Annotated in this window: 18 protein-coding genes; 5 read left to right on the top strand and 13 right to left on the bottom strand. The window is 50.2% G+C overall.

The genetic code is table 11. The features are described 5' to 3' along the window. The 9 genes from LZ463_RS12505 to LZ463_RS12465 form a co-directional block, all read right to left on the bottom strand. Nucleotides 1–1,575, bottom strand: coding sequence for a hypothetical protein (locus LZ463_RS12505; RefSeq protein WP_241456048.1), 1,575 nt, complete (start codon nucleotides 1,573–1,575; stop codon nucleotides 1–3). Between the two features lie 164 nt (nucleotides 1,576–1,739). Then, complete coding sequence (locus LZ463_RS12500; protein ID WP_241456047.1) at nucleotides 1,740–2,411, bottom strand: OmpW/AlkL family protein; 672 nt, start codon at nucleotides 2,409–2,411, stop codon at nucleotides 1,740–1,742. A 14-nt stretch (nucleotides 2,412–2,425) separates the two neighbouring features. Then, nucleotides 2,426–3,952: an alpha/beta hydrolase gene (locus LZ463_RS12495; protein WP_241456046.1), complete on the bottom strand. Its 1,527-nt coding sequence runs from the start codon at nucleotides 3,950–3,952 to the stop codon at nucleotides 2,426–2,428. Between the two features lie 314 nt (nucleotides 3,953–4,266). Then, nucleotides 4,267–7,428, bottom strand: a complete 3,162-nt coding sequence (locus LZ463_RS12490) for an efflux RND transporter permease subunit (RefSeq protein WP_241456045.1) — start codon at nucleotides 7,426–7,428, stop codon at nucleotides 4,267–4,269. 3 nt (nucleotides 7,429–7,431) lie between these two features. Continuing rightward, entirely contained in the window at nucleotides 7,432–8,640 is a 1,209-nt protein-coding gene (locus LZ463_RS12485) for an efflux RND transporter periplasmic adaptor subunit (RefSeq protein WP_241456044.1), read from the bottom strand. A gap of 131 nt (nucleotides 8,641–8,771) precedes the next feature. Continuing rightward, complete coding sequence (locus LZ463_RS12480; RefSeq protein WP_241456041.1) at nucleotides 8,772–9,248, bottom strand: DoxX family protein; 477 nt, start codon at nucleotides 9,246–9,248, stop codon at nucleotides 8,772–8,774. A gap of 52 nt (nucleotides 9,249–9,300) precedes the next feature. Next, nucleotides 9,301–10,113: an HvfC/BufC N-terminal domain-containing protein gene (locus LZ463_RS12475; protein ID WP_241456039.1), complete on the bottom strand. Its 813-nt coding sequence runs from the start codon at nucleotides 10,111–10,113 to the stop codon at nucleotides 9,301–9,303. Continuing rightward, nucleotides 10,110–10,997, bottom strand: coding sequence for an MNIO family bufferin maturase (bufB, locus tag LZ463_RS12470; protein WP_241456037.1), 888 nt, complete (start codon nucleotides 10,995–10,997; stop codon nucleotides 10,110–10,112). Before bufB ends, LZ463_RS12475 begins: the two co-directional genes overlap by 4 nt. Nucleotides 10,998–11,024: 27 nt before the next feature. Beyond that, nucleotides 11,025–11,279, bottom strand: a complete 255-nt coding sequence (locus tag LZ463_RS12465; RefSeq protein ID WP_241456036.1) for a BufA1 family periplasmic bufferin-type metallophore — start codon at nucleotides 11,277–11,279, stop codon at nucleotides 11,025–11,027. A gap of 224 nt (nucleotides 11,280–11,503) precedes the next feature. Between LZ463_RS12465 and LZ463_RS12460 the strand changes: the two genes are divergently transcribed. Next, a complete protein-coding gene (locus LZ463_RS12460) occupies nucleotides 11,504–11,773 on the top strand; it encodes a hypothetical protein (protein ID WP_241456035.1) in 270 nt (89 codons plus the stop codon). Nucleotides 11,774–11,815: 42 nt separating this feature from the next. Further along, a complete protein-coding gene (locus LZ463_RS12455; RefSeq protein ID WP_241456034.1) occupies nucleotides 11,816–12,034 on the top strand; it encodes an RNA-binding S4 domain-containing protein in 219 nt (72 codons plus the stop codon). Here LZ463_RS12455 and LZ463_RS12450 read toward each other — a convergent pair. The 3 genes from LZ463_RS12450 to mobB all read right to left on the bottom strand — a co-directional run bounded on the left by LZ463_RS12450 (nucleotide 12,022) and on the right by mobB (nucleotide 13,382). Further along, entirely contained in the window at nucleotides 12,022–12,450 is a 429-nt protein-coding gene (locus tag LZ463_RS12450; RefSeq protein ID WP_241456033.1) for a hemerythrin domain-containing protein, read from the bottom strand. The two genes, LZ463_RS12455 and LZ463_RS12450, sit on opposite strands and share 13 nt — an antisense overlap. Nucleotides 12,451–12,590: 140 nt before the next feature. Then, the gene (locus LZ463_RS12445) at nucleotides 12,591–12,791 is read right to left on the bottom strand and encodes a YjfB family protein (protein ID WP_241456032.1); all 201 of its coding nucleotides are present in this window, start codon (nucleotides 12,789–12,791) and stop codon (nucleotides 12,591–12,593) included. Nucleotides 12,792–12,815: 24 nt separating this feature from the next. Continuing rightward, nucleotides 12,816–13,382: a molybdopterin-guanine dinucleotide biosynthesis protein B gene (gene mobB / locus LZ463_RS12440; protein ID WP_241456030.1), complete on the bottom strand. Its 567-nt coding sequence runs from the start codon at nucleotides 13,380–13,382 to the stop codon at nucleotides 12,816–12,818. Nucleotides 13,383–13,577: 195 nt separating this feature from the next. On the opposite strand from mobB, the gene LZ463_RS12435 reads away from it, so the two are divergent. From LZ463_RS12435 to LZ463_RS12425, 3 genes are all read left to right on the top strand, one after another. Continuing rightward, complete coding sequence (locus tag LZ463_RS12435) at nucleotides 13,578–14,642, top strand: ABC transporter substrate-binding protein (RefSeq protein WP_241456029.1); 1,065 nt, start codon at nucleotides 13,578–13,580, stop codon at nucleotides 14,640–14,642. 232 nt (nucleotides 14,643–14,874) lie between these two features. Beyond that, entirely contained in the window at nucleotides 14,875–15,465 is a 591-nt protein-coding gene (locus LZ463_RS12430; RefSeq protein WP_241456028.1) for an outer membrane beta-barrel protein, read from the top strand. A 269-nt stretch (nucleotides 15,466–15,734) separates the two neighbouring features. After that, the gene (locus LZ463_RS12425) at nucleotides 15,735–16,313 is read left to right on the top strand and encodes a porin family protein (protein ID WP_241456027.1); all 579 of its coding nucleotides are present in this window, start codon (nucleotides 15,735–15,737) and stop codon (nucleotides 16,311–16,313) included. Between the two features lie 91 nt (nucleotides 16,314–16,404). Here LZ463_RS12425 and ppc read toward each other — a convergent pair whose 3' ends face one another. Next, complete coding sequence (gene ppc / locus LZ463_RS12420) at nucleotides 16,405–19,191, bottom strand: phosphoenolpyruvate carboxylase (RefSeq protein ID WP_241456026.1); 2,787 nt, start codon at nucleotides 19,189–19,191, stop codon at nucleotides 16,405–16,407. Nucleotides 19,192–19,266: the final 75 nt, after the last annotated feature.

Genomic DNA, 19,266 nt, shown 5'->3' with positions numbered 1-19,266 from the left:
TCAGTTATCCAAAAAGATTTTCCCGCTTAATGCGGCGATTATGTGCTGACGCCGCAGGGCCTGCTCACTTGCGGTATCGTCACGGCCTGCACTTTGCGTCAGGTCTGTGACTATTGTCTGTTTGTCCGGGAAATTTTTTGTATCAAGCAGTTTGCCGAATTCGTATCGCGACACGGATAAATTGCGGTCATGGTTTTTTTCCAGACGTGCGCTGCTCAATTGGTTTTTTTCAAAACCCAGATCAAGCTTGCTGCTCTCATGATCGTCCACTTTGATATAACGATAGTTTTGTGAATTCTTGTCCTCGCCAAGCACAGGCTTTCTGCCTGACTTTAACTCCAGATGAAAAGCTGCACTCAGGCTTGATTCCAGGTTCTGGCTTATCTTCCCGCTCGTCAGATGGCCTTCCTGTGTGGTTTTCTGACTGGTCTGGAAATTGAAATAATCACTTTCCTGCAGGCGTGCCGGATTGGGTGTAGTCGTCACTCCTGTAATTTTGGCATTAAAGTCGGCCAATCCGGTAAGTAAGGAGCCAGCACTGTTATCCCAAAAGGCAGGCGTTTTCGCAGGCAGTAAATACCCTGCTGCGCTGTCATCATCATTCGTATTGATTTTTTGCACGGCAGAAAATGCTTCTTTGTATTGCGCCACTAGCCCCTCATCGGCATTGCCACGCTTGGCAGCATTGTCAACTTGCCCCAGGAATTGCTGGATAGCCTTGTTTCTTTGCGTCGCATCACCCCTAAGCCCGGGATTATCGTGGCTGACATCAATATCAACAACACCGTCAGGTGATGTCAGCTTGAGTTGATGATGCGACTGGTCGATCTTGAAATCAAGCTGGCGGTCACCGGCCTTGATATTCAATTCCAGCGAACTGACCACAGATGTATCAAAACCCGACAAGGCATTCAGATTGATTCGCTGGTCGGCAAAATAACTTTGTGCAGCCGCTTCCAGACCTGCTGCCAACTTATCCAGTGCTTTGCTGTCAGTTTCGCTCAATTCCGTATCACTGCTGGCTTCAACACTCAAACCATTGGCATTGCTTTTGATGGACAAGGCGACCGTATGCCCCGAAGCCAGTTTCACTTTCAGCCCCAGGCTTTGATCGGGACGATCACGCAAATCATTCAGGCTGACCTCACCTGCTTCGGCCACGGCCTTACTGCTGGCGCCAGCCTCCACCGAAGTTGCGATGTAGGCCTGTTTGACCTCAGTGCCTGAAATCCGTAAGCGCTCTACCAGGCCAGTAGCGAGTCCATTGAAGCGTCCGGCTGTGGTGATAGTCGATGTGGCATTTTTTTCCAGCAAATAACTGAAGTGATCTGTATCCTTGTTTTCCCACCAGGCCGACGATACTGGAGTTGCAGATACAGCACCCGACTGGTCATAAGTCTGGCCCGCAGAATCAATGCGCAACGATCGCAAATTAACTTGATAGGCAGCTGTTGAAGAATTGCCTGTATTCGTCGGCACAGCTGTTACCGCGGACGCTGCCTGGTTACCTGCCTCCGGGGTCTGACTGACAGCAGGCTTGGTTGCCACATTTAAACTTGTAGAAATCGTCGACATGATTTACATGCATCCTTGAAATAAATCCTTGCTTTATCTTCAATTGATTATCGACAATATCCCTTATTTCTTTAGCAAAAATGACGGTGATACGTGCCATTGATATGGCACTTGTAATAAAAAAAGGGTTCCGGCTGGAACCCTTTTTTCCCAAAAAAACTCAATTAAAACTTGTAACCGATTGCAGCACCAAATACAACCGGGCGGAAATCGATTGTCGTCTTGCGCTGTATGCTGCCGGTCGTTGCAGTCATGTCAGATTTGACCTTGGCTGCAGCGATGGAAACATTGAAGAACCAGCGTTCGTCGATCTTGTAATTGACACCAGCCTGACCAGCCAATCCATAAGAATCTTTCAATTCAATCTTGGTTGGGCCGCCGGTAGCAATATCGCCACTTGCAGTGGATGTAGCGTCAAAGAATTGAGTGTAATTCACACCCAGGCCAACAAAAGGACGCCATGTATTTGTCGGCGCCCCAAAGTTATAGTTGACGAACAGGGTAGGAGCACGCTGCTTGACCTTGGCGATAACGCCGTATGGTGCCAGCGTGCCACGGCCATTGACGTCATGCTGTGGCGGAATACCGAGAACCAGGTCCAGGTCAAAATTGTCATTGATACGACGTGTGACGCCGGCTGCGATCGTCGTTGCATTGCCAACAGACAGGTTGGCGGGTTGCGGCGTCAGGAAGGCAGGGCCATTACTGGTAAAGTCAGGAGACTGGGAACTCACCTGTACATTGAGCACACCGGCATGTACCGAATAATCATAGGCATGCGCCGACATGGCAACCAGGCCAAACAGAGCACTAACGGCGAAATGAATTTTTTTCATGATGGCGTCCTCTCTTATTTAGCCAAGACTTGTTGCAAGAACGCACGCGTAGCTGCATGACAGAATGGCGGTACCAGGGTGCCGTGATAAACGCTGGCAACTGCTGTAGCCGGATCCTGCTTGGCAGCAATCGCCGCATTGATGACGGCAGTCTTGCTTTGCGCAAAGCCGACTTTGGCTGCGGCAAATGGATCTGCAGCACTGGTTGGAGAAGAATCCACGTCCAGGACTGTCAATGCAGCCGCTGGCAAACCCTTAGCCTGGAAGAAACCCGCTGTCGCCTGTGTGCTGGCATAGAACACCGTTGGATCGCTGCCGCCGCCACACAACATGACGGGCACATTTGGCACATAGTTGCGCAAGTCATTCTTCACACCGGCCTTACGGAAAGGATTGGCAGGAGTACAGTTCAAAGGATCTGCAGGATTGACGTTACAAGGATTTTTCTGTGCGTCAGCCAGATACACGTTGCGATAGCTGGTCTTGACCAGATTGCCGTCACCAAAGAAAGCCGCAAAGGCTGGAGAAGACGGGCCTGGCAGCGAGTCCTTGGCAAACATGGCAAATGCAGGCAACTTGCCAGTGGCGAACAGGTCATTGAAAGTCAGCGCGCCTGGCAGCAAAGTTTCTATACCGCTTGCGTACTTGTCCTCATACACTTCGTTTGGGTTTGAATACAGGCCACCGTAGGATTTTTGCCAGCTCGTGGTGATCAACGGGATAAAGACAGTGCCACCGGCGTTCGGGCTACCGGCAAAAGTCGCATCACCAAGCAGGGACATGGCGTAAGGACCGGACATGCCAGCCAGCGCACTGACCTTGAATTCAGATGCATAGGTAGTCTGCATGGCGCGCTGTGTTGCCATCGCTACGTGGCCACCTTGTGAATAACCACTGATGACCAGCTTGCCGGAATCCTGTGCGCCTATCGTTGCGAATGCCTTGCGTGCAGCACGCAGGGAATCCACCATGTCATTGGCTTGTTGTTCAGCATTGAGGTAAGGGTGATACGTCAGCGCAGAAGTATCGTAACCGGCATAGTTAGGTGCAACCACGATGAAACCCTGTGCCGCATACATGGCAGCAAGCAAGGTTGCTTCCGAGTTGTCGCGCAGGTTCGCCATGTTGAATGATTTCTCGACTGTGGTACCGTGCGCATACAGGATGACAGGACGTGGGCCGCTACAGGCCGGATCGCTACCCGACGGGACCATGATCGCGCCAGTCGCATCAGTCGCTTCATTGGCTCCACCAACTGTCGTGTATTTCATGTAATAAGTGCTGATTTCACACTTGGGATTACCAGTAATCTGGGTCAGACCTGGTTTGGCAGCATCAAGCGAGGCCTTGAAAACTGCAGGATCAAGCTTGGTCAATGCAGGGCCGCTAGCCTGTGGAATAGGGACCAGAACAGGTGGATTGGCTACCAGTGTGCCACGGGCCGGAGTATTGTCGATTGCTGGTCCTGGACTACCACCGCCACCGCAAGCCGATAAAACGGCAGCAGAAAGCAAACCCAGTGTTACGTGAATTTGACGCATTGTTATCTCCTGTTAAATATTTTTTTACAAGTTACTAGATTTGCCTATGCCCAATAATAATGGAACGAGCGTTCTAAAACTTGTAACTAGTATGTCATCTACACAATTTAGTGAATAGTAAAAACTATGTATCTAGAGTAAACACTCTTGGAAATTTTGTTTAATTGCCACGAAAAGATCTTTCATGCGAGGCAAATACAACACTCTTGAAAAACAAAGAAAAAAGAGATGCAATGCATCTCTTTTATTTCTAAAAAGAAATTATATCCCATTTCATATCAATCTCTCCAGATTGCATATGGAAAGCTCATGATTCAATCTTTACCGATGTTGCCGATTACAGTTGTGGGGATCACGACTCCAGTATCGTATCCCACTGCATGTACCTGTGTCCCGGTTTCATGACGGGTAAAATAGGCTTTGGCTTTTTTACCCAGGTTATCGAGATAGGTATAGGCAATGGGCACGACGAGCAGGGTCAGCAGTGTGGAGGTGATAATCCCGCCTATGACGGCCCTGCCCATGGGCGCCTGGGTTTCAGCACCATCACTGAGACCGATTGCCATGGGCAGCATGCCAAAAACCATGGCCAGAGTAGTCATCAGGATGGGGCGCAGCCGTACCTGACCGGCAGCCAGTACGGCATCAAACTGGCTCATACCCTGCTTTTGCGCCTGATTGATAAAATCGACAAGCAAAATCGCATTCTTGGTCACCAGCCCCATCAGCATAATAAAGCCGATAATGGAAAAAATGTTCAGCGTGCTGCCGGTAATCAGCAAAGCCAGCAAGACGCCTATCAGCGAAAACGGTAAGGCCGTCATGATAGCCAGCGGTTGCAGGAAACTACCGAATTGTGACGCCAGTATCAGATAAATAAAGATCACAGCAATACCGAGGGCAGCAACTGCTGCACTGAATGACTCCTGCATTTCCCTGGTCTGCCCGCCGATGTCGAAGCGATAACCAGGCGGCAGCTGTATGGTCTTGACCAGTTTTTGCACCTCTGCGCCAACGTCACCGGTGGGTCGCCCTTCCACATTCGCATAAATAGCAGCACGGCGCTGCAAGTCCTGCCTTTTGATGACACGCGGACTGGTACTGGGAATAAATTGTACTACCTGACGCAAAGGCACCATGACAGGATTGCCTTGCGCATCCTGCCTGGAACTGGCCAATGACAAGTCGGCAAGATCAGAAATTTTTTGCCGCCCCGATTTGGGTAACTGCACATTGATTTCATAATTCTGTCCGTCAGACGCCAGCCATTGACCTATGGTGTCGCCAGCAACAAAAGGGCGTAAGGCCGAGCCGATTTGCTGCACAGACAAACCAAGGTCATTGGCCAGTTCATTGTTAACCTTGACCAGAACGGTAGGATTGGCGCCCGTCAGGCTGCTTTCCAGGTCAGTGATGCCTTTGATCGCCGCAATTTTTTTCATCACGTCATTGATCACATCCTGCAACTTGTCCGCATCAGGCCCAAGGATGGCAACATAAATCGGCTTGTCGAAACCAACGGCCATCTCTATGCCCGGTATGCTTTTGAGGCGCTCACGAATCTGCATCTCTATCTGCTTTTGTGACTTGCGATGTGTCAGGCGGACTTCTGTCAGCTTCATGTTGATTTGCGCCGTATTACGCTCATTCTCTACGCCAACTGACGTGTTGATGGTTTGAATCGCCGGCATTTCTTTCAGAATTGCTTCTACCTGTCGTGTTTTTTCATCCGTGTAGGTCAGACTCGAACCGACAGGTGTCTTCAGATTGATTGTGATCTGACCTTCATCCGCTTCCGGTATGAATTCTGTCCCTATCATGGGCACCAGGAAAAAACTGGAGGCGAATAAACTCAATGCTAGCAGCAGTGTCGTTTTGCGTTTGCGCAAAACCAGTTGCAAAAGCTTGCCATAAATAATGTGCAGTTTTTCTATACCATGTTCCACAGCATCCATCAGCCTGGCCAGCCAGGGCAAATGCCTGAAACGGTTTTCTGCCGGGTCACGCCAGACAGAAGACAACATGGGGTCCAGCGTGAAACTGACAAACAGGGATACCAGCACCGCTACCGTGACGGTAATACCGAACTGGAAAAAGAATTTGCCTATCATCCCCTTCATAAAGGCAACCGGTACAAACACTGCAACAATAGCAAATGTGGTGGCCATGACGGCCAGACCAATTTCATTCGTGCCATCTTCAGCCGCCTGCTTATGTCCCTTGCCCATGCCCAGATGGCGGACAATATTTTCACGCACCACAATTGCGTCGTCGATCAGCAAACCTATGCAAAGCGAGAGCGCCATCATGGTCAGAAAATTCAGTGTAAAACCGAATGCCTTCAAGGCGATGAATGTGGCGATCACCGATATCGGCAAGGTCAGGCCGGTGATGATGGTACTTCGCCAGGAGTGCAGGAATAAAAACACAATCAGCACCGTCAGGCCAGCGCCTTCAAGTATGGTTTCTTTCACACCATCAAGTGAATGCCTGACAGAATCAGCATTGTTTTCGCTGACTGTCATCTTCACGTCCTTTGGCAAACGAGTCTTCAGTTCGTCGATAGCAGCCATGACGCCATCACCAACCTCGACGATATTGGCATCCTGTATTCGTGATATCGCCAGCGCGATCGATCTTTGCCCGTTCACACGAGAGATGGAATATTCTTCACGCTCGCCATCAATCACTTCGGCTACCTGCTCCAGGTAAACCGGTGCGCCAGCACGACGGGCCACGATAATTTTATTAAAGCCTTTTGCCTCGACTATCTTGGCTTCCAGCCTGACCAGCTGATCTTGCGCACCACGGGTAATCAAGCCGGCAGGCATGTTTTGATTGGTGTTCTGTATCGCAGTCAGCACTTCATTGACGCCGACACGATTGGCTGCCATGCGGTCAGGCAGGAGCCTTACCTCTACCTGGCGTATCACCGCTCCACGCGTATCAACCCGGCCAACACCAGGTACGCTCTGCAATTTCTTGACGATGATCTGGTCCGTCAGGTTCGACAACTCGCGCAGACTGCGCTCACCCGAACTGACTGCCATCTGCACCACGGGACGGCTATTGTCGTCATTACCGCCCTTGACGATGAAGGGATCTTTGACATCCCTGGGAAATCCGGGACGTATCTGTGCTACCTTGTCACGGACTTCCTGCAATACCTTGTCACCATTGACCGACAACTGGAATTCTATCCAGATACCAGCCCTGCCCTCATACGAACTGGCCATGATGCGCTTGACACCGCTGATGGTATTGACGACATTTTCAACCGGCTTGGTGATATCGTTTTCAACGATTTCTGGTGAAGCCCCCGGGTAACGTACTTCCATCCAGACCCCTGGCGATTCGACATTGGGCATGTTTTCCAGACCGAGACCTTTGTACGAAAAAATGCCCAGCACCATCAAGCCCACCATGACCATGGTGGCGAACACGGGGTTTTGTATACTGACTTTGGTCATCCACATGGTTCAGACCTTCGCAGCTGTGCCAGAAGCCGGGTTCTGGTTGGCATTGGTGCTCGCTCTGGGCATTTTCACCCGGCTTCCAGCCTTGACGCTATCAAGACGCGAGGCAATCACTACTGCCCCCGGCTCCAAACCATGTAAAATCTGTACATGCCCTTCATCATCACTGCGCAAACCCAGCTTGACCGGCTGTATCCTGACCTGATCATTGAGTACCTGGTACACCACATCAACGCCATTTACTTGCCTGACGGCTGTCAGGGGTACGCTGGCCGTCGAGGCGGTTTTCTCCAGTATCAGGCTGCCTTTGGCGAACATGCCTCCCTTGAGGCTGGCATGGGCATTATCGACAGCGATGTACACCATCATGGAACGAGAACCTGCCTCGGTTGCTGGATTAATCCTGGCAACCTTGCCTTCGAATTCACGACCACCAAAACCATCTACCTGGAACAATACTTTCTGTCCCGTTTTGACGCGCGGTATTTCACTGGCAGGCACTTGTGCCTCCAGCGTCATGCGCCCCAGACTGACAATGCTGTACAAGGGTGAGTCCGGTGATACTTTTTCGCCCGGCTGCACATGCCGCTTGCTGATGATCCCATCAAGCGGGGCACGCACCTGTGTATCGGCCAGTGCAAGTTGGGCAACCTGCTTTTGCGACATGGCCGACTTCAGATTGGCCTGAGCCAGTTCCAGACCATTATGTGTGGTATCAAAAGCATTCTGTGAAATGTAGTTTTGCTTGAGCAGGACCTCATTGGACTGCCTGTTTTTCTGGGCCAGGGCAAGTTTCGCCTGCGCTTCATCAACAGCAGCTTCCTGAGTCAGTAATCGCGCATGCAGGTCTGCCGCAGTAAAACGGGCGATTACCTGCCCCTTGCGTACAGCAACACCTTCCTGCATTGGTGCTTCTGCTACTTCAGCAACGACTTTGGCTCGTATCGTGACCTGGCTTTCCGGCACCAGTGATCCGGACAATGGCAATTTTGAGGAAAGCTCTCTTGATTCAGCGCTGGCGATATCAGCAGGCGACAGTTCAAAGACCAGCTCTTTTTCTGTTTTGGCGTCCGGCGTTCTGGCTTGCGCAACACTTTTGCCAGAATAAGCCAGGTAACCCAGGCTGCAAACAGCTGCAGCAATTACCGTCAATAAAGGCGTACGCCATTGAATTTGTCCGTGAACGTCACGGAAACTGAATTTGTTTTGCATGATGGAGATCAGTCAGATATGAGGCTAATTCTTGTCTTGTATCAAAGCAGACAAGGTTTATGTATCATCTGACTGAACTAATTCCGATTAGTTCATCATGCAAAACAGGCATATGGATCATATGCTGTGCTTCATGCAGCAAGCGCAGTCCGGCGTTTGCCCAACCAGGCATCCACTGACAATTTTCCTGGGCCAAAACTGACCAGCACCAGCAACAAAATACCCCAGTAAAAATGGGAATTGACGGCGGCCGGGCATTCAAGTTCAAATAATTGTGGATATGAAATTACTGCCATTAAATTCACGGCAAACAGGGCCAGGGCTGCTGGACGGGAAAAAATGCCAAGTACCAGCAAGACCGGTAAAACCAGTTCACCACCCGCCCCCATCCAGGCAGCCAGTTCAGGCGGAACGACAGGCACGATGTATTCCTCCCTGAACAATGACAAGGTTGACTGCCAGTCCGACACCTTGACCATGCCAGCTTTAAAAAACTGCCAGCCTACGTATAACCGTAACGCCAGACTCAGGGCAGAACCGCCCAGGACGCTGAGTTGCTCGTCAAAACGGGTGCTTAATTTATGAAAGTATTGCAGGGTGTTGTACATGAATGTTCTCCAATTAATCTCCTGCAACTTAGTCAATGCAAAGACTATTTACTTACACATCAGGCTCAGAAAATTTCACCTGCCTGAACAAACCGGCGGAAAACCAGGATTGCAAGTGACGATTGATATCAAAATCAATACCACTGTTGACTGCGGCATCCACGGCAACTTCCAGCGCATCGGCCAGTGTCGCGCCTTGCTGCAAGGCATTCAGGGCGAGCCAGGCAGGCTGGTCCAAAGAAACAAGTTGAACCGCCCAGGATGGTCTGCAAATCAGGCCATAACACGGTCGTTGAATATTGGCCGGAATGTCCATTGACGCATCCGGCTGATGCGCCAGCCAGATATCGACACAGGCCCAGTCAGAACGATACAGGCTGACGGCGGAATGCAATTCCAGTTGCGCCGTCTGGACATCGCACCCTCCGGCAGTAGCTTGCTGCACCAGCTCCGCCAAGCTCAGGCTATTGTCATCTGTAGCATAATAGGCACGATGCACCTGCCACTCCAGCGCAGCCATGTCAGGGAAATAAGGATAATCCGCCGCATCAGGTATGTTTTTCAGGAATGCCGGCAAATCCGCCCCGAAATCATTGAGGTCACCAGATATGGATGGATGGGTACGACCATAGGCCCGTGCCACCTGTTCAAAATACGCGTCACCCACCAGTTGATGTAATACAGGATAGGCATTAGCCAGCGCATTATTCCAGATAGCAGTCAAATTGCCACGGTACAGAGCCAGTCTGTCTTCGCCAAAGGGATGTGCATTGAACATGGGCATAGCTGCATCCGCATGTGCAGGATGAATCAAGGCATGTGCAAACTGCTCCTGTAATGCTGTCAGTGTGGTCGCGGACGTCATGCTGCAGTTGCCCTGGCAGGTTTAATGGCGGCAAGAATTTCCCTGGCTTTGTCGGCCTCGGCCAGCAAGACTGGCAGTGCGGGGATGGCAGTATCCCACTCTATCAAGACAGGAATACCTGTTCCAAGCAAATGACAGGCCTGAGTGAACAAGTCCCAAACCGGCCCGGCGACCTGGCTGCCGTGGTCATCAACCAGACAAATATCTGTCTGTAAATGCCCTGCCAGATGAATTTCACCAATCGATCCGCCTGGCAAAGCAGCCATTACCTTCAAGGCAGCGGATGCACTTTCTCCATGGTTGTTTTGATTGACATACAGATTATTAACATCAAGCAAGATACCGCAACCACTACGCCTGACCAGGGCCGCCAGGAATTCGGCTTCCGACATGTCGTCACTGGCAAAGCGCAGGTAGGTCGAGACGTTTTCTATCAGCACGCGCTGCTTCAGTCTGTCCTGCAACCACTCAATCCGCTGACTCACCATATCAAGCGCGGTTTGCATCAGGGGCAAGGGCAAGAGATCATTCAGGTGCCGGCCTGCAACAGCCCCCCAGCATAAGTGTTCGGATATCAACGCTGGCTCTACGCGCTCAACCAGACGCTGTAGTTTGTCGATGTGCAAATCTGAATAGCCATGGGCGGAACCCAGGCTCAAGCCTACGCCATGCAAACTGACGGGATAGTCTTGACGCAACGTCTGCAAAACATGCAGGTCATAACCGCCATCGCCAAAATAGTTTTCTGAATGCACCTCCAGCCAGTCGATAGCGACAGGTGCATTCAGAAAATCACGATAATGTGGCGTACGCAAGCCGACGCCTACCCCTTGCAGGGCAGACGCCGGTTGCGGGTACAAGCGAGCCTTATCAGTCAAACTCATTCAAGCTCGTCATTGCTCAACCAAGTATCAGGACTTGGGTGCTTCCAGTTTGCCACCCATTTTTTCGCAAGAACCGGCTGGTACTTTTTTCCATTCAGATGCGTCATTGTCTTTTTTAGCTTGACCTGCGCAAGAGTGGGAACCAGATTTTGTAGCGCAGTCATTCTGACCTGCTTTGGCGATACCAAAGCACTTTTCAGTTTTAGCTGGCTCTGCTGCCATAGCCAAACCAGAACCCAACAAACCTGCCAGTGCTACTGCTACCATTGCTTTGTTACTCATGTTCATCTCCTGTGAAGTGACCTACTTGGTAAATATCCTGGATAGGAAAATTTGAAACTACAGCCTATAGTCGACGCAGACAAAGCAAACTTACAAAAATTTTTTAAAATTTTTCAGCCGCACCATCCACACCAACTTGTACGCACTACATTTTCGATTGGATTCAAGCTGCGATCAGATTATCCTACTAGCTTATGACTTTTTTTCAAGCTAAAAGTTTCCATATGCTCAAGTTCATTGCACAATTACGTCAAAGTATCCTGGATTTACCGGCTGGCAACATCAATGTCACCCAATTTTGCCAGATCTGGCGCAACCAGACTGAATTATTGTCATCCCTGCCGCCACAGTTTGCCGAAGTCATGGAAAACCTGCTCGGCCGCCTGGAATCCGGCAGCATGTTCACCGAAGAAAGCTGCTCTTTCAGCCAGGCCGATTTGATTACGCAACTGGGAATCTGGCTGGACAAAGCTGAAACACGGCTAGCGAAATAGTGTAAGCTGCGTCCCTTCTATTGCGGTCTTGAAGGAAATTATATGCAAAAGCTGAGTTTTAGCCTGGAAGGCGACTATGTGGAACTGAACCAGTTACTGAAACTGGTGGGCCTGTGCGAAAGCGGTGGCGCAGGCAAGGCCATTGTTGCCAGTGGCGATGTCAGCGTGGACGGCCAGCAGGAATTGCGCAAGACTGCAAAGATACGCGCAGGCCAACTGGTCAGCCTGGGCGATATAGAGATACACGTTCAGGCTGGTTGAGCCTGATCAGCATTCATCAGTTTTTCAGGATTGCTTGCCATAAAACGCGCCAGCATGTTGTCCATGGTGTCCACATGATGTTCAAACCATAACGGCAATTCTTCAGCCAGGCGCGTTGCCAGATCCAGTTCGCCCAGCTCTACCCTGCGCCTGACTTCCTGCATGACTTCCAGGACAGCCTCGTGCTCTTGCCTGTGGCAACCGGCTGGTGGAAAAGCAGTTTCTGCCATCCAGCGATTCTCTTGCTCAAAATGTTCTATGGAATGAGCAATCAAGGCATCGAGCCTGCTCACAAAGGTGGCAGGATTGTCTTCCGACAGGGCGGCACAAAGCTCGACAAACTCTTTATGCGTCTCATCCATAGGCCCATAACTGAGGCTGAGGCGGTCAGACCAGCCCCAAGAATTTTGCTCCATAGTATTTCCAGAAATCCCAAAATGGGAAGATTATCGCCGATCAGGCAAGATCATGCTTGCGCCAGATCTAGAATTTGCTTGCCGGCCTGAAAAAACAAAAGCGCGCCACAGGCGCGCCTTCGACAGCCTCAACAAGAATATCAGGCAGTGGTATTGATATTCCGCCCCAGATTGGGCGGTAGGTTGGCCACAGACCTGTTTTCTGATACGGCTTCTATCAATGCAGTAGCACTTTCAGCTGTAATATCGTTAGCCTTTTTCAAGACGGCAATACTCACAGCCTGACTGGTGCCGACATCAGCCAGAGTTGTAGCAACATTGGCAATACCCGTTACATCCATGACAATTCCCCTTATCCGTCTACTTTATTTAACGGCGGCATGAGAGGAGTCTTTAGCAATTTCACGGCTTTTTTTCAACAAGTTGTTTTGCATCGCACAAAGCAGCCAATCGAGCACTACACGAGGCTGATTCAAATCCAGCCAAACCAGACCAGCACGCAAATCGGTGGGCGCTGGTACATCAGAGGCAACGGCCAGGACACCTGAATCATCAGTATAGATTGCCGGCTTGCCCAGGGACGGCCGATAAACTTCCAGTCTGGCTATGGCTTCCCATTTATATCCCTCAACCAGCGTCAGTTCGGCCGGTGACAGACGGCTCAGCAAATCATACAGGGGTAATTCCGGCTCATGCCGCAATTCGTGCACGATGGCATAACGATATGGCGAGGCGAGCAAGACTTCCTGCGCACCCGCATGACGCAGGCGCGCGCTATCCTTGTGAGGCGGCTCAACGAGCACATCATGATGGCTATGTTTGACGACATTGACAGTTTTTCCCGCATTCACCAGTTCTTTGACCAGGTATTCAAGCAGGCTGGTCTTACCAGAGCCAGACCAGCCTATCACGCCAAGTATTTGCTCAGACACTATTCATTACTCCGGGATTCAAAAATTCATATATGCATATAACTTACTAATATTAGCCTGAGACAAGTACCGTCATTGGGTCGTCACATTTTGATGTCACAATTGCCATATTGCAACAAACAACAGGTTATCAGGATGTTTCCTTTCTTCAGACTTTGGTTCCTATGTCTCTCTTTGTTCTGCAGCATTTTTTCCGTGCAAGCGCAGGCACAAGGCAACACCATTGTCATTGGTCAGGCCATCGATTTGTCGGGACCGAATGGTAGCATTGGACGCGACTATGTGGCCGGTATTACGACTTATTTCGATAGTATCAATGTTAATGGCGGCATTGGTGGCCGGCGCATCAAATATCTGGTGCGCGACGACCAGGGCATTCCTGCAGTGTCGGCTCAAGCTATCAATGATCTGCTGGAAAAAGACAAGGCTGAATTTCTGATAGGCGGCATAGGTGCTGCCGTAACAGATGCCGTACTGACCACACCAAAGTTCGTACAGAGCGGGCAAACCTTGTTCGCCCCGCTGGTGGCATCAACCAAAACCTATAATTCACGTGTGCTATTCTGGCGCCCTAGTCCAGAGCAGGAAATGCAATACATTTTTTCATATTTTGACAAGCTTGGTATCAAGAGTGTAGGCATTGCCTATCAGGAAAATTCACTGAATCAGGACATGTACCACTATGTCGTGGCTGAACTGAAAAAGCGCAATATGCTGATGAGCGGCCTGGTACGCATCGGCGGTTCAGCCGGCGACATGGAAAGAGAATCTGCCGTCCTGGCCAAATCCAGCCCCGGCATCGTCATTGCGATTGCCGACACCCTGGGCACAGGAACTTTTCTGAAAGAATTCCGCAAACAGGCGCCACGCACCTTTGTTGCTGGCATGTCCCTCATCAACCTGGAGAGGCTTGCCGAAGTTGCCGGCCCCAAGGCCCTTGAGTGGACGGTATTTTCCCAGGTAGTACCAAACCCACAGAGCAAAAAGACCGTGATACAGATGGATCATAGCAATATGATGAAAAAATTCAGGGACGAAGACTTGTCATCACTGACTTTTGAAGGTTTCATGGTTGCCAAAACCCTGGTGAAAGCCATACAAGCAGGCAAACCAGGACGGGATCCCCTCCAGTCGCTGGCCACACAAAAAAACCTGATCGACCTTGGTGGCGTAACTCTGGCCCCGTCAGAAGCTACACATCGCATGTCCAATTTCGTTGATATGGCCTTGTTCCGCAAGGGCGGCGGCTTGCTGTTTTAAGCGTATGGACATTTACATGCGCGTCGCCAGCCATCAATAAAGTCACCAACAAGGCTGATTTCAAAACTCGCCACAGAACTCGTCACAAAGCCGCATTAATTCAAATAACATTCTTTGACAATTGTCATATTCTCAATTAAAGTTCTGCGCCGCAACATCAATATTTCAGAAATAGCAACTAAGCGAATTCTGAAGCGGTGCTGCCTTATCCAAAAATTAATCAGGAATAAAAATGTTCAATAAAAAAATCATCGCTGCTGTGTTGGCAGTTTCTGGCATGTTCATCAATATGGCGGCAAATGCGCAAGCCTATGTAGGCGCGACGGTAGGTCAGGCACGCTGGAACGCGGATTGCAATGGCACGACGAATTGCAAGACAAATGACACATCTTTCAATATTCTCGGCGGCTATAACTTCAACGCCAACTGGGGCATAGAAGCAAGTTATTATTCTTTGGGGAAAATCAAAGCCAATTTCACCAACGTTGTCACCTATGGCAATGTTGGCAATATCACTGGCGAAATGAAAGCTACCGGCATTGACCTGGCGGGCGTATATCGCACGCAATTCAACAACAACTGGGGCATGTTCGCCAAACTGGGTATCGCTCGTACCAAAGGCGAAGGCACCATCTTTTTGAACAATACTGGCATTCTTGCTGATTCCAAGAATTCCACAAACGTCATGGCAGGACTGGGTGTCACTTATGCATTCACACCTAACTTCGCTGTGCGTGCCGAGATCGATTCGCGCAAGGCTGATTTCACCTACACAAGTGGCAACATCACCAATTTCAACATTGGTGTGCAGGCAGCGTTCTAAGTCATAAAATACTGTCCGTAGTGTCTGGCATCATGCCTGACACTACAGTCAATGAACCACGGATCTTGATATGTGGTTCTTGCATTAGTAATAAAAAAATACAATTCATTACAAAAACAGTATGAATTAGATTAATTCAAATAACATTCTTTGACATTCTATTGATTTTCGACTACAGTGCTGCGCCGCAACATCGACAATTTCAGAAATACCATCTGAGCAAACTTACAAAACGATGTTGCTTCACTCGAAAATCAATTAGGTACAAAATGTTTAATAAGAAAATCGTCGCTGCTGTTGTAGCAATCTCTGGCCTGTTCATCAATAGCGCAGCAAACGCACAAGCTTACGCAGGCGCAACAGTTGGTAAAGCACACTGGAATGTGGACTGCGCTGGCACAATAAACTGCAAAACCAATGACACTTCCTTCAACATCCTCGGCGGTTACAATATCAACGCCAACTGGGGTGTAGAAGCAAGCTACTACTCCCTGGGTAAAATCAAGGCAGGTTTCGGCACCGTTGCCGGCATAGGCAATGTGACTGGCGAGATGAAAGCAACTGGCGTGGATCTGGCTGGTGTATACCGTGCACAACTGGGCAACAACTGGGGCCTGTTCACCAAGCTGGGCGTTGCCTACTCCAAAGGTGAAGGTTCTGTATCTTTGGCCAACTACAGTATTTCTGACTCCAAGCACTCCACAAACGTGATGCTTGGCGTAGGTGCAACTTATTCCTTCACACCTAATTTTGCAGTTCGTGCAGAAATCGATTCCCGCAAGGTTGATTTCAACTACACAAACGGTAACATCACCAATCTGAACATTGGTGTACAGGCAACATTCTGATTTTTTCAGTTTCCGCTTGCATAGCAAATGTCATGAAAAAACGCACGGCTTCAATGCCGTGCGTTTTTTTGCAATGGCGAACTCAAATACCTTAGCCGCTATTACGCAAACCGGCAGCAATACCGTTAATGGATAGATGTATACCACGGCGCACCCGTTCATCTTCATCGCCATTGCGGTAACGTTCCAGCAATTCCACCTGCACATGGTTCAGGGGTGACAGATAAGGGAAACGGTTACGTATGGAGCGTGCCAGCAAAGGATTTGCCGCCAGCAACTCATCCTGTCCAGAAATAGCTTTCAATATGGTGATGGTTGCCTCATGCTCAGCCTGTATGCGCGGGAAAATGCGGTTACGCAAAGACTCATCCTTGACCAGTTGCGCATAACGGCTGGCAATACCGATATCACTCTTGGCCAGCACCATTTCCATATTTGACAGCACAGTACTGAAGAATGACCATTCCCTGAACATTGCCTGCAAAGTCTGCAAACCGGTATCAGGATGTGCTTTCAGATAAGCCTGCACGGCAGAACCAAAACCAAACCAGCCCGGCAACATCAGGCGGCATTGCGACCAACTGAACACCCAGGGAATGGCGCGCAAATCTTCTATCGCAGTAGACTTCTTGCGTGATGCCGGACGGCTGCCTATGTTCAGGCCGGCAATCTCGGAAATGACTGTCGACTCCCAGAAATACTGCTCGAAGCCTTCTGTCTCATACACCAGATCACGGTAGGCTTTGAAGGCATGATCTGACAACTCTTCCATCGCCGATAAAAATTCAGGACGTGGCGCCGGTTCAGTATGGGCCAGCAAACTGGCTTCCATGGTGGCAGCAGCCAATACTTCCAGGTTGCGCCGCCCTACTTCAGGGTTACCATATTTTGCAGTGATGACCTCGCCCTGCTCCGTCAGGCGAATCTGCCCCTGCACCGCACCGGCAGGTTGCGCCAGGATAGCCTGATAGCTTGGGCCGCCGCCACGGCCGACAGAACCGCCACGGCCATGGAAGAGGCGCAACCTTACCTGATGTTTGGCAAACACGTCTATCAAATCCAGTTCTGCCTTGTACAACTCCCAGCCAGAGGTCAGGAAGCCACCATCCTTGTTACTGTCTGAATAGCCAAGCATGACTTCCTGCGCATTGTTGCGGCTGCTCAGCAATCTCGCATAAGCTGGTATGCCAAACAGCCTGTCCATGACAGGTGCACTGTTCTGCAAATCACCTATGGTTTCAAACAACGGGATGATATTGACATCGACACGCCCCTCTGCCGGATGCAACAGGCCAGACTCTTTCAACAGCAAGGCCAGTTCCAGCATGTCGGACACACCATCAGTCTTGGAGATGATGCAATTCGGTACCGCACCTTTGCCATAGCGTTTTTGCGCTGTGCAGGCAGCGCGATAAATCGCCAGCTCGGACTGGGTTTCTTCAGAATAGTTGAGATAGGGCGATGCCAAGGGACGGGCCGAGCTGATCTCTTTGACCAGGACTTCTATACGCTGTTCTTCATTCAGGTCCAGGTATTTCAAGTCAGGATTTGCTGCTTGCAGAAGCTCCGCCACCACACGTTCATGCACATCTGAATTCTGGCGCAAATCAACAGGGGCCAGATAGAAACCAAACACTTTCACGGCGCGGCGCAAATGACGCAAGCGGCCACGGGTAATCGCCGCCGAGCCATTCGCCAGCAACGAATGATGGACAATGTCAAGATCAGTCGCCAACTCCTCGGCGCTTGCATAGGCTTCAGCAACACCACTGGGGTGTATGACAGGTTCCAGATTGAGTAATTGCTTGTACGTTGCAGACAGTCTTGCATAAACGCCGCTGATGGCCAGGCGATAAGGTTCGTCGGAGCGATGCGGTGAGTGATCTGGTGAACGCTGTGCCAGCGCCAGTAAATCATCAGATACCTTGACCAGCAGATTCGCCATCGACAATTGCGAGCCCAGGGTATGCAATTCATCAAGATAGAATTTAAAGGCACGGGTTGCCTGCATCGCCAGGGTTTTTTCCAGCACAGTAGCTGTGACAAAAGGATTGCCATCACGGTCACCGCCTATCCAGCTGCCCATTTTCATGAAGCTTGGCAGCTCGGTTTGTGCCAATGCCTTATCCTTACTGGCAAGCACATCTTCCAGACCGGCATACAGATGCGGCAATTCACGCAGGAAGGTGTAGTCATAAAAACTCAGGCCATTTTCCACTTCATCCAGCACTGACAATTTGGATGTGCGCAGCATGCGCGTCTGCCACAAGGTCAATACGGCACGCCCCAGTGCTTCTTCGTTGGCGGCGGATTCTTCCGGCGTCAACTGCATGCGGTCACGCTCGTCTAGCAGGCGGGTAATCGCCATCTGGCAATTCAGGATACTTTTTCGCTGCACTTCTGTCGGGTGGGCGGTCAAAACCGGGAACACTTGTGCAGTCTGGAAAAAATCGAGCAATTGCTGGCTGCTGTGGCCAGTGTTATATAAAGCTTCTATGGTATGCGCCAGGCTACCCTGACGCGGTGCAGAGCCTGCAATCAAGTGGGCCCTTGTACGGCGTATGTGATGCTGGTCTTCTGCCAGGTTCACCAGATGTGAAAAATAGCTGAAGGCACGTATGACCTGGGTAGTCTGGTCATTCGTCAAGGTATCGAGTGTGGTTTCCAGTTCTGCTCGTGCAGCCTCATCGGCATCACGGCGAAAGCGTATGGAATTCTGGCGCACCTGCTCGATGAGATCAAATATTTCATCGCCATGCTGGTTCCTTACTGTATCGCCTAAGATGCGGCCCAGCCTGCGTATATCTTCACGCAGGCTCTGGTCTTTGTCGTCGCTGATGTCGTTCATTTTCAATTGTGGGTGTAAGTGGGCATTCATGCTGACAAATTCTACGGTAAGGGTAAAAACAGATCGATGAAAATTCTTGAGAGTCTGGCAGCGACAATATATTTA

The organism is Undibacterium paludis, from assembly GCF_022568815.1.
GTDB lineage: Bacteria > Pseudomonadota > Gammaproteobacteria > Burkholderiales > Burkholderiaceae_D > Undibacterium.
Note: the sequence above shows the minus strand (reverse complement) of the source record. Positions and strands in the feature narration are given on the sequence as shown.

Bases quoted from the DNA above. Each gene is read 5' to 3' on its own strand.
- LZ463_RS12505 (WP_241456048.1), bottom strand. From the start codon at position 1,575: ATGTCGACGATTTCTACAAGTTTAAATGTGGCAACCAAGCCTGCTGTC.
- LZ463_RS12500 (WP_241456047.1), bottom strand. From the start codon at position 2,411: ATGAAAAAAATTCATTTCGCCGTTAGTGCTCTGTTTGGCCTGGTTGCC.
- LZ463_RS12495 (WP_241456046.1), bottom strand. From the start codon at position 3,952: ATGCGTCAAATTCACGTAACACTGGGTTTGCTTTCTGCTGCCGTTTTA.
- LZ463_RS12490 (WP_241456045.1), bottom strand. From the start codon at position 7,428: ATGTGGATGACCAAAGTCAGTATACAAAACCCCGTGTTCGCCACCATG.
- LZ463_RS12485 (WP_241456044.1), bottom strand. From the start codon at position 8,640: ATGCAAAACAAATTCAGTTTCCGTGACGTTCACGGACAAATTCAATGG.
- LZ463_RS12480 (WP_241456041.1), bottom strand. From the start codon at position 9,248: ATGTACAACACCCTGCAATACTTTCATAAATTAAGCACCCGTTTTGAC.
- LZ463_RS12475 (WP_241456039.1), bottom strand. From the start codon at position 10,113: ATGACGTCCGCGACCACACTGACAGCATTACAGGAGCAGTTTGCACAT.
- bufB (WP_241456037.1), bottom strand. From the start codon at position 10,997: ATGAGTTTGACTGATAAGGCTCGCTTGTACCCGCAACCGGCGTCTGCC.
- LZ463_RS12465 (WP_241456036.1), bottom strand. From the start codon at position 11,279: ATGAGTAACAAAGCAATGGTAGCAGTAGCACTGGCAGGTTTGTTGGGT.
- LZ463_RS12460 (WP_241456035.1), top strand. From the start codon at position 11,504: ATGCTCAAGTTCATTGCACAATTACGTCAAAGTATCCTGGATTTACCG.
- LZ463_RS12455 (WP_241456034.1), top strand. From the start codon at position 11,816: ATGCAAAAGCTGAGTTTTAGCCTGGAAGGCGACTATGTGGAACTGAAC.
- LZ463_RS12450 (WP_241456033.1), bottom strand. From the start codon at position 12,450: ATGGAGCAAAATTCTTGGGGCTGGTCTGACCGCCTCAGCCTCAGTTAT.
- LZ463_RS12445 (WP_241456032.1), bottom strand. From the start codon at position 12,791: ATGGATGTAACGGGTATTGCCAATGTTGCTACAACTCTGGCTGATGTC.
- LZ463_RS12430 (WP_241456028.1), top strand. From the start codon at position 14,875: ATGTTCAATAAAAAAATCATCGCTGCTGTGTTGGCAGTTTCTGGCATG.
- LZ463_RS12425 (WP_241456027.1), top strand. From the start codon at position 15,735: ATGTTTAATAAGAAAATCGTCGCTGCTGTTGTAGCAATCTCTGGCCTG.
- ppc (WP_241456026.1), bottom strand. From the start codon at position 19,191: ATGAATGCCCACTTACACCCACAATTGAAAATGAACGACATCAGCGAC.